The sequence below is a fragment of the Anaerophaga thermohalophila str. Valhall genome (genome assembly GCF_000250735.1).
In the GTDB taxonomy this organism is placed as follows: domain Bacteria; phylum Bacteroidota; class Bacteroidia; order Bacteroidales; family Marinilabiliaceae; genus Anaerophaga; species Anaerophaga thermohalophila_A.
The window spans coordinates 1-10,423 of sequence record NZ_AHZV01000204.1; the positions used below are offsets into that span (position 1 = coordinate 1).

General features: G+C 38.4%; 10 protein-coding genes. All 10 read right to left on the reverse strand.

Features of this window, described 5'->3' with window-relative positions; genetic code table 11:
* Window positions 1-439: 439 nt before the first annotated feature.
* A complete protein-coding gene (locus OQ5_RS0110805; RefSeq protein ID WP_016777511.1) occupies window positions 440-1,282 on the reverse strand; it encodes a restriction endonuclease in 843 nt (280 codons plus the stop codon).
* A gap of 515 nt (window positions 1,283-1,797) precedes the next feature.
* Entirely contained in the window at window positions 1,798-2,568 is a 771-nt protein-coding gene (locus OQ5_RS20870; RefSeq protein ID WP_255297495.1) for an ABC transporter permease, read from the reverse strand.
* A complete protein-coding gene (locus tag OQ5_RS24610) occupies window positions 2,565-2,831 on the reverse strand; it encodes a hypothetical protein (RefSeq protein ID WP_255297496.1) in 267 nt (88 codons plus the stop codon). Before OQ5_RS24610 ends, OQ5_RS20870 begins: the two co-directional genes overlap by 4 nt.
* Window positions 2,832-2,957: 126 nt before the next feature.
* Window positions 2,958-3,911 (reverse strand): ABC transporter ATP-binding protein, encoded by a 954-nt coding sequence (locus tag OQ5_RS0110815; protein WP_016777512.1) that lies wholly within the window; start codon window positions 3,909-3,911, stop codon window positions 2,958-2,960.
* Between the two features lie 3 nt (window positions 3,912-3,914).
* Window positions 3,915-5,012, reverse strand: coding sequence for an NEW3 domain-containing protein (locus tag OQ5_RS0110820; protein WP_026055239.1), 1,098 nt, complete (start codon window positions 5,010-5,012; stop codon window positions 3,915-3,917).
* A 451-nt stretch (window positions 5,013-5,463) separates the two neighbouring features.
* Complete coding sequence (gene cysK / locus OQ5_RS0110830) at window positions 5,464-6,384, reverse strand: cysteine synthase A (RefSeq protein ID WP_016777515.1); 921 nt, start codon at window positions 6,382-6,384, stop codon at window positions 5,464-5,466.
* A gap of 530 nt (window positions 6,385-6,914) precedes the next feature.
* On the reverse strand, window positions 6,915-7,343 hold the full coding sequence (locus tag OQ5_RS0110835) for an RrF2 family transcriptional regulator (RefSeq protein WP_016777516.1): 429 nt from the start codon (window positions 7,341-7,343) through the stop codon (window positions 6,915-6,917).
* A gap of 711 nt (window positions 7,344-8,054) precedes the next feature.
* Window positions 8,055-8,429, reverse strand: a complete 375-nt coding sequence (locus tag OQ5_RS0110840) for a hypothetical protein (protein WP_016777517.1) — start codon at window positions 8,427-8,429, stop codon at window positions 8,055-8,057.
* A gap of 292 nt (window positions 8,430-8,721) precedes the next feature.
* The gene (locus OQ5_RS0110845; RefSeq protein WP_016777518.1) at window positions 8,722-9,153 is read right to left on the reverse strand and encodes a DUF3244 domain-containing protein; all 432 of its coding nucleotides are present in this window, start codon (window positions 9,151-9,153) and stop codon (window positions 8,722-8,724) included.
* A gap of 455 nt (window positions 9,154-9,608) precedes the next feature.
* Window positions 9,609-10,289 carry a hypothetical protein gene (locus tag OQ5_RS20875; protein ID WP_016777519.1) on the reverse strand — a complete coding sequence of 227 codons (681 nt, stop codon included), beginning with the start codon at window positions 10,287-10,289 and terminating at the stop codon, window positions 9,609-9,611.
* Window positions 10,290-10,423: the final 134 nt, after the last annotated feature.

Sequence of the window (10,423 nt, forward strand, 5' to 3'; positions counted from 1 at the left end):
TTGGAATCTGTCGGCAGGCATGCCTTTAAAAACCTGTGGCCTATTGTTATGTATCAATCCTGATCTGGTACAATGCTCATCATTTCGAACAGGTGCTAACAACAATTGTCAGTTTAAAAAAGCCTAAACGCAGAGAAGCAACGACGCAAAGTTTTTATTATGAGAGCGTTGTAACTTTTACCATCAATTGTGTAAACAATTAATTACCAAACATCTGTAAAAGTTTAACGAGTATTGAACAATAAACAAAAAAAACTGAGACCCCGCTTAGAGCTTCTCTCTTCAAACATCCGGCTCTTATACCTTCTCACCGTTCCACCGTACCCATTGTTTTGCTCCATGCTCCATGCCCCATGCTCTATGCTCTATGCTCCATGCCCCTGCTTCTACCTTCTACCTGTAAAACTTCTGCCTGTAAGTTACCTTCATCCAACTAAAATCACAGCCCGTCACAAAGATCAGATAATTCTTCCTGTACCAATCGCATTTTTTGCTTTGAAAGTTGGAGAGAATCAAGTATTTCAGGATTCTGATTCAATTCTTTGCAAAGAACAATCTCATTATTCAAGAGTTGTTGCTTTTGAGCTTTTGTCAATTGTGTAAGGATTGTAACAGGAAAGGCGTTAAATCTTTCTGTCAACGCTTTGAGACTGTTTTTCCGCGGAAAGTCCCAACTCATAAGATTGAGACCACTGCACAAGCCGTAGTTGATGGCATCGGTCGTAAACCTTGTGTTTGTAACCACCCATCCGTAAAAAGTAAAATCCTTATATTGAGGCATTTTTTTTCGTGTTTCTATTATATCGTTAACTCTGGAACGAATGTATAAAGGCACCTGCACACTCGACACCTTACCCTGACTGTTGTGATATTTACATTCGACGAGATGCTGTACATTATGGTTCGAGGCTATGACATCCACTTCGTGTGTAACACATTGACCATCAACCGTCTGTCCGACTTCAATTTTAAATCCTTTACATTCAAAAAGATAACCCACAAACTGTTCGAAAGGGTATCCCGAAGGTCCCAGTTCCATGATTGCCCGTTTAAGGCTGTACCGGGCCGCCATACTCCGTCTCTTTTTTCGAAGCAAGCGGAATGCGAGGGCGTATATTTGTTTCGTGGTTGTTCCTACTGTAATCCAGTTTAAAATATTGTCGGTAATTTCTTTGACAATCACGGAATCGGCACCTGCACGTTGAAGTGAATTTCTCAGTTTTTCGGATGAAAATTCCTGAAGTTCACCGGATGCTTTTCGAATAAGTGGATGCTGGCTCATAAACTTAATACCATTTGATGAGTCAACTCATGAAAATCTGTTTGGCTCAATATCCTTGTTGCAGTGATTTCTAAAATCCTCAAAAAAGCTGTCTCCGCGTCAAAAATTCACTGCACCCCGGCCTTAACAAAAACAGTTCTCTCCTGAGCAGCCTCAATATTTGATTTTTTCAATGACAATATTACTAATTTTTTGTGCGGCTTCACTATGCTATGAGAATTTGCACAGGGATTTTCCAGTCTTAATCTGATTTATTTCTGAATAATGGTTATGAAATGTTCAAATATCAAGAAATACAAGTAACCACAGACAAATTTAACCAGGAAATAGCGAGCTATTTTCAAATCAAATTTGGGGAGGACGCTTGTAATTCGCAAAGAGTTAGGTATTGTAAAAGATTATTATGGATAGATTCGGTTAAATAGTGGATGTCTATAAATTCAATAGTCAGATAAAAAAAGCTGCCCCAAAAAACAGGGACAGCCAGATTATGAACTATCAGTAAACTAAGAAAACTACCTCGACCTGATTTCCCGCCTCATAAATAAAAGATAGGAAAACAGAAAACAAATCAGGGTTAAAGCCAAAAGACCTGTAATTTGAGGCCACACCACCATTAAGCTTTGCGACAACGACAAAGGCCCGGGAATTGCCCCGTGTACCTGTTCTGTGGTTAACGGACCCAAACTTCTGACTGTTGGCACAAGTATGGTAGATGAAACCTCGCTGAAAAGCTCGTTAGGCATAATCTGCACAAGGGCGAATTTAATCTTCTCATAAAGATAAATTACTCGTGGGGGTGCAAACTTTGATGGTTCCAGACCCTTGGTAATAAAGTTGACTATCAGTGGATAGAATACGGTGAAAAACAACCAAACAGCTATGCCACTCAATGCTGAAGTTGCAGGCTGCTTAAACCTGACAGAAAAAAATATCGATAAATTCAGCCAAACCGACACATAAATAATGCTAAAAATGGTGTATGTAATTATGCGCAGAAACTCTTCGGCTGTTGGCGGGGTTCCGAGAATGATCAATCCTGCCCCGATAACCAGAAAACTAAGCGCAAAAAACATGACACTCACCACAATTATCCCGGCAAGAAATTTGGCATTAAGTAAATAATCACGAGGCACGGGCTGTGCCAAAATCCTGCTTAAAGTGCCCTTGTTTTGTTCCGAATTAATGGCATCAAATCCAAGGCTTATGCCCAGTAATGGCCCCAGAAAACTCACAAAAACAAAAAATGAAGGCAGAGAGCCGTCAGATTGGGTAAAAAGATTCAAAAAAAGAACGAATTCTCAGCACCTCCCCCCTTCAATGTTTCGGTAATGTGAGAAATCGATGTATACAACGAACCTATACAAGTCAGCACAATAATTCCCAATAAAATGATAGATCGCCAACTGTGAACATGATCCGAAACATCTTTTCGGACCATGGCCCAGAATGGAGTCAGGGAGACCGGCTCGGGTCGTGTTTGAAAAAGCCTGGCACCCCATTCATCCGGCATCCTGGCTTTTAACATTCCAAATATATTATTGCTCATAATATCGAACTTTATCTGTTTAAAAGATAAATACCTCAATATCCCGGCATCATTAATCCCTTTTAAATTTCTTATTGAAAGGGGCATATAAGTGATGTAGCCATAAGAGCACAGAAACTCCAAAAACTATTGAAAATACCGGGAATAAATATCATCAAGTCCATATTCTTTTTTGGAAAGATAACTCAATCCATAACCCGCCTCAGCAATAACTGCAGAAACGAGATGTGCAATATCAGATTCTGCTTCAAGGACGAACCTTCGGTTCTCAAAAGAAACCTTAGCTACTCCTGGTATTTTCTTCACTCTGTTGTTTAAATCTTCCAACGAAACCGCTTTTGACGAATTTCCATTCAACGGTTCTATACCCCCTTCTATTACGTGTGAATTCGAAGAAAATAGTTGCCTTGACAATTCCCCGATATTACCCTTGGCAAGCAATTTACCTTCCACAAAGATACCTACCCTGTCGCACACCTGCTGAACCTGGTAAAGATGATGGGAAGAAAAAAGAACCGTAATGCCATCTTCTCTGCTCAGTTTAACAATCAGTTGCAGAAAAGCCTTGACACCGGCAGGGTCAATACCTAAAGTAGGCTCGTCCAGAATAATCACTTCCGGTTCTTTAATAAGTACATCTGCAAGACCAAGTCTTTGACGCATTCCGCGGGAATATTTTCCTGCCATTTTGTCTTTTTCTCTTTCGAGCCCCACTTTTTCCAGAAGTTCATGGGCCCTCATTTCAGCAATGTCCTGCGGAATGTTGTTCAACCGGGCAGTAAACACAAGGTTATCGAAACCGGAAAGATCATCATAAAAACCAACATCCTCAGGCAAATACCCCACCTTTTTTTTAACCCGAATAGGAAATTGTACGGGATCAATGCCACAGACTCTTGCACTGCCTTCATCGGGTTCGGTAAGGCCCAGCAACATCAGAATTGTGGTGGACTTACCTGCACCATTAGGCCCCAACAATCCAAAAACTTCTCCTCTTTCTATAGTCAAATCAAGATTGTTGACGGCTTTATATTGACCATATTTTTTGGTTAAACCTTCTATTTCGATAACATTTTCCATAGTTTACCTCCTACCATATTTCCGAAACAGATAAAAAATTACTCCGAGGGTAATCAAAATGATCAAAATCCCAAGCCATCCCCAAAGTAACGGCGTTTTAACCGTAATCCTGAAAGATGCAGTAGATTCGGTTTCAAGAGTCTTTGCTGTTATTTTGGTAACATAGTCGCCGGGAATGGCTTTGTCGGCACTTTTTATTGTAGCAAGAGCAGTTGCCTCTTCTCCCGGTTCAATAACAGCAATGGTATCTGGTTCAAATTCAACCGTCCAGTTCTTGGGTTTATTAGCCCTTAAAACAACATCTTCCAGTGCCGAAGAACCGGTGTTTTTTACAACAAGTTCGACATCTTTTTCACGTCCGGCAGTAATGGTTGTACTCAAGCGCCCCGAAGGTGTACTCAGCTCAATATCGTATGATCCCGAAACCACCACTTCAAGTTCCAAATCGGCAGATGTTGAACGGTTGGCGGCCCTAACGGGAATCTTGTATGTTCCTGCTTCAACATTGTATGGTGGGTCTACTTCGATCGAAATATTTTCTGTAACATTGGGCCCCACTTCAACGGCCGTTGCTTGTTTGTAATTGGGCTTAAAGATAACTTCCCATCCCCGGGGAGCATTGGCGTGAAGTGAATATACCTGCTTTTGCCCGGTGCTGTTTTTCAACTTGGTCTGAAAAGTAAAATTGGCATCAGAGTGCCCCTCAATATTTGCCTGGTCACAGGTAAATTCCGTCTTAAATGTGCCCTGTTCCGAAACATCAACAACAAGCGGAAGCACATCATAATTTCGTGCCACTACTCTAAACCAATGTTGACCTTTATTAACCTTAACAGGCACATCCACAGTTAGTGAAATTTCTTTCTTTTCTCCTGGCAAGACAGAAATTTGCCTGATTGCATATCCGCCCGCTTTCAGATTGTAATTCCAATCTTTTCCAAGCCCGGCTACATAAACATCTACAGTTCGGGTACTATCTCCGGAATTCTTAACATCAATAGAATATTCAATGGTTTCTCCGGGAGGAACAGAAATATTAGTATAAGGTGTGTAAAGTTCAATATCGTTTCCGGCTGTTAATCCTGCTCCGAAAAAAATCATAAAACCAAAAGAGATAAGATATCTCCTGAATAAATGTAATTTTTTTCCATAAAACAGACCTCCATCTTTTCTTTTTTTGGTGAATAATATTGAGTGTTCAAAAAATCTGTTCAAATTGACTTCAGCATATTCACATCATGAAATCACACACCAATTCGATTAACCAAAATTTCGATTAATTCAAAAATGCCGTTCCTACTGCATTGCTTAAAGAACTGTGCAAAGAATTCAAAAAAAATAATTGTAAAAAACCTGTTTGGAAAGTTGCAAACAGGAAAACAAAAAACACCGGTCTTTTTAAATTGCGACGGGGCATTTTATCAGTTTTAAACCGTTTGCATTTATTTGCGAACTTTTACAAAAAATATGCCATTCTGCTGTTCTGGCAGTCATAAAGAAAGGCGATTCGCCGTTAGCAAATCGCCTTTCTTCATTTACTGACCCACAAAAACTACTTTATTTCAAAAGTACTCAGGTAGCGTTCCCCTGTATCCGGGAGTAATACGACAATTTTCTTCCCTTTGAATTCTTCTCTTTTGGCTAATTCAATAGCTGCCCAAAGGGCAGCTCCGGATGAATAACCACAAAGAATACCTTCGGTTTTGGCAGCCTCATTGCTGGTCTGAATAGCATCTTCATTCTCGACAGTTACAATTTCATCAATTACATCAACATCAAGGTTATCAGGTATAAAACCGGCACCGATTCCCTGAATTTTATGCGGTCCGGGTTCTCCTCCTGATAACACAGGCGAAGCTGCCGGTTCCACAGCCACAATCTTAACACCCGGCTTCTTCTTTTTCAGATGATGCCCGACTCCGGTTATTGTACCACCGGTTCCGACACCCGCAACAAAAACATCAATATCTCCATCGGTATCATTTAATATTTCAACGGCGGTTGTCCGATAATGAGCATCAGGATTTGCCTTATTATTAAACTGTTGGGGAATAAAAGACTTTGTGTAAGTTTTTGACAACTCTTCCGCTTTAGAGATAGCCCCTTTCATTCCATCTGAAGCAGGAGTAAGAACAAGCTCTGCTCCAAACTTCTTCAACAATTTTCTGCGTTCAATACTCATACTCTCAGGCATGGTAAGAACAAGTTTATACCCTTTTACGGCAGCAACCAGGGCCAGACCAACACCGGTATTTCCGCTTGTAGGTTCAATTATAACGGTATCTTTATCTAAAAGCCCCTCTTTTTCGGCAGCCTCAATCATACTCAGGGCCGGACGATCTTTTACCGAACCTGCAGGATTATACGACTCCAGCTTGGCAATTACATCTGCTAAAGCGTTTTCTGTTAACTTATTAATCTTAACCAGCGGAGTGTTACCCACCAATTCTGTCATGTTTTTTGCTATTTTCATAATAATTCCTTTTTGTTTTGTAATATCTATAATAGATCGTTAGATTTTTAGATATAAGTAATTTAGTCAGTAGTTTTTAGTCAATAGTCAGTAGTCAGTAGCAATGCTTTAGAGGTACTGACATATTCAAGAAGTTGACAATATTGCACAAATAACATATTTTAAACGATTTGCGTTTTTTGTTAGACATAAGATCAATACTCTGTTAAACTTTTACAATGCACTGCAAACCAATTGTTTATACCCATCAATGTTTGTTTGCTAAGATACATTGTGTCAACACCTTACGAAACGAGCATGGCACGGTTTCCAAACAAGAATATGTATAAATGCTTGCATGCGAGTTCCATCAGACCAATAACTTATACATAATTTATACTGATGAATTATCTTACATCTTGTATCTAAAAATCTAACGATCTATTGAAGATGATTCATATAATCTTTTATATACTGCATTTTAATAAATACAATCTTAGCCACAAGCAATTGGTTTGCTACGTATTGTAAAAGTTTAACGGACTGTTGATCTATATATAGTATAATAAAGCATCCTCCTTTGAGTGTAAAGCCGGCAAACTATCCAGAGTTATTTCACCAAAAATCTTCTCAACCGAAAGAGATGACTCACTTAAAAATTTACTTACAGTTCTCTGTTTGTCTGAAAGTGCCTGCCGGCCATCATTGTCTTTTTGTCTCGCCCATTCCGGGTCGAGACATCGTAATACATGAAGAAGAGTTATCTTTTTGAGAGGTGTTGCAAGCCGATAACCTCCGTAAGCCCCTCTTTTAACCTCAACATAGCCTTCCTTTCGAAAATCGGAAGCGATACCTTCCAGAAATTTATGAGGCAGACCGTCGGATTGGGCCATTTCTTTAACCGTTTTGTAACCTGGCCATGCATAATGCAATTGCATTAAAAAAACCAGACCGTAATGTACTCGTTTCGAAAATTTCATCAGTATAAAATTAGTCTAAGTTATTGGTCTGATGGAACTCGCATGATTGAAAGTTATACATGTTCTTTAGTGACAAACCTTGTCATGCTCGTTTCATTAGTATAAAATCTATTTTTCAAAGCCTAATGGAACTCGTCCGGGGTAATCTGGACTTGTTTTGTTTCGTTCGTTTTAAACTTAAATTTTAGTATCATACGATATATAACACATCCCAGCCTGCTTATTCATAAATCATCTATTCCAAAGCCCAACTAACTGCGAAATACAATCGTACTCGAAAATTTAACTTCTCACCTTTCCACCATGCTCCTGGCTCCATGCCCTCTGCTCCATGCCCTTGCTTCTGCCTGGCTAACACCTGCCTCTCGAATACTTTAAATCTTCCGATCTATTATGACAATTCTTGTCAAGCTTGTCTCAACAATTCATTTTTATTCAATATGGTTTAAGCAAATATAACGCAAAATATCTTTATTCACAACTATCAAAAAAATAAATTTGCATATTATTTTTATAGGAATTAACAAATTACTAACAAACTTTGTTCATTCTTTTCTAATCTGCATAACTTCCCGGATAGGTGCCCTCAAATAAAAAAACATCTCCTCAGCTCAATATAAAGTATTAAGCGAAGAGATGCTCTAACAGGATTAAAAAACGTTATAAGAAAATTATGGAGCTGCCTGTGTGCCTGCAACTATCTTCTGAAATTCAGCAGCCGGCCCATTCCATAGCAGCTTTTAAAGAGGTAAAAGGACGAAGATAATATCTGTTATCAGCCTGAGCAACAAGCATAACAATTACAATATTATGCGGGGTATTTGCAACAATCCCAATTTTATATTTACCAAAAAATTCAATGTTCTTTCGATAATACTCAACGATCTTTTGATGCTCAGAAGCAGGAAAATCCAGATGTGCATTTCCGCAATCAAGCACCAAACCACGAGCTTCTCCCGGTAAAGATTTGCTTTTAATCATTTTTTCCCAGGATGAAATGACATCGTTCAGTGAGACTTTATCACTATACTTCTCAATAACAACCTTTTGTGTCTCATCGTAATGAATACTGTATTTAGTATCCATAACAGAAATATTTTTTAAACGAAGATCATACATAACAAAACCAATTTAAACCAAAAAATCGCTTCCTTTATCAACCACTTTGTCCATCAAAAATTACATTTCTATTAAAAAGCCCCCTTGAAACAAGGGGGCCTTTTTTGGTCAAATTGAACAGCGCTCAATTCATCCGGGTAAGGGAAGAATTAAAGGATTTTGCAGCATTAAGGGTTAACTCTTCTCAATAATTTAGGGCCAGGATTAAAGAAAGAAAAAGCTAAGTACTCTGATTTTCCTTTTCTAATGTTTCAAAAAATTACTCAATGTATAATTTACCTACATAGGTTACGCTTTGGGCATCAATCTCAAGATCATAAGTGCCCGGCTGCAAACCGCTCAGGTCAATATCAAAAACTCCGAAGCCGTCAACCGCAAAGACTTCATTTATGCTGTACCCCCCTATGATACTAACATAAACCTGTCCTTCATAATTGGTAACTTCCAGAGTCAGCTCTTCATCATTATAATACGCAGTAAAATAACCAATTTCATTAGTGCTGGAAGTCATCGTCCTTGAAATGGAAAATGACATCATTCCCAGATCTCTTACTTGCAAAAGATCTACTTTATCTTTATCGCTTTCTGAAGGCTCCTCTTCATCGTCTCCTTCAGCAAAAACTACAGAAGAGAACAAAGAGAAAATGAAGAAAAACAGTAGCGCCCAGATTTTTGTTCCTTTAGCCATCATAACACATACTTTTTAGTTTGTTTACTTTTTGTTTTGTCTGTTGTCAAAACCATACTTCAAAGTAAATGTGCCGGGCGATGATAACCAAGGATTTTCAGGCAGGGTCAAAAAATTTAATGCCTGATCGAATAGATTTTTACTAATTATCAGTATTTTACATTTTAAAATTTAATGCTTCAGGGGTGAATGGAAGAGGAAAAAAGGATGGTGGGATAAATGGAGTGCATGTTCAAAAATTTGATAAACAAAACATTAATGCCATGATTCCCAAATCATATAATATAACTCATTAGCTTCTCAAAGGATGCAATGTATTAAATTTTCCTTCTAAAGGCAATAAGAGAAAAATAACTTGCCCCTGCCAACCCCGGAAATTCAGGGATTATTCAGGAACAGGAGTATGTATAAATCCTTGCTCGCGGGTTGCAGCCAATTTTAATAAGTTTTGAGTCCAGTCACTTTTCCTGAACAGGCTTATCATATACTTCTGCCGTTGACGCACTTAATAGCGTAATAGCATTTTCGACTTCAGGGTTTTCTCGGACAACAGAATATAGTTTCTTTCTTATCACCGATTTTCTGACCCTCAAATTGTTCGATGAAACACCAAGCACTTTGGTCATCTCAGATGTTGGCATATTAAAATACAAAAGAAAAAGAATCATTTTTTCCAAATCGGTAAAAGTTATTGATTCGGGGATATTTAAATGGGTATAAAAAACCTCATCATCAATTAACTCATGCATCAAATCAAAAAACTCGGTTTTCAATCTTTTTAATTCTTCATGCAAATCAGTATATATCTCAGGATTGTCTTTTACATAGCGCTGAGACAATTCATCAAAACGTTTTTGTGTATTGTTCTCCCTTTTAGTAATTATCTGGTAAAGTCCCAGCAAATGTTTCTTTTGTTGATTATCACGAATATTACTTTCCATCTCTCTTTCTGCCGAAATCCTTAAAAGTTTTTCGTTTTCCAAAGCAAGCCGGCTTTTCCTCAAATTCTGATAATAAATAAGGAACACAAAAATAACAACAATAGCTAAAACAATACCAATAAACACCAGTCTCTGATACCTCTCCCGCTGCTTTAATGTCTCAACCCGTGCCTGAGACAGGTCATTACTTTTTTTCAAGTTCAAGTATCTGCTTTTGCGTTTTACGCTCAAGAGATTTTAATAACAACTCAAAAGCGCTTTTATAGTGCATCGAGGACATCCGGAATTGTTCATTCTCAAAAGCCAAACCGGCCAGATATGAGTATAAAAAA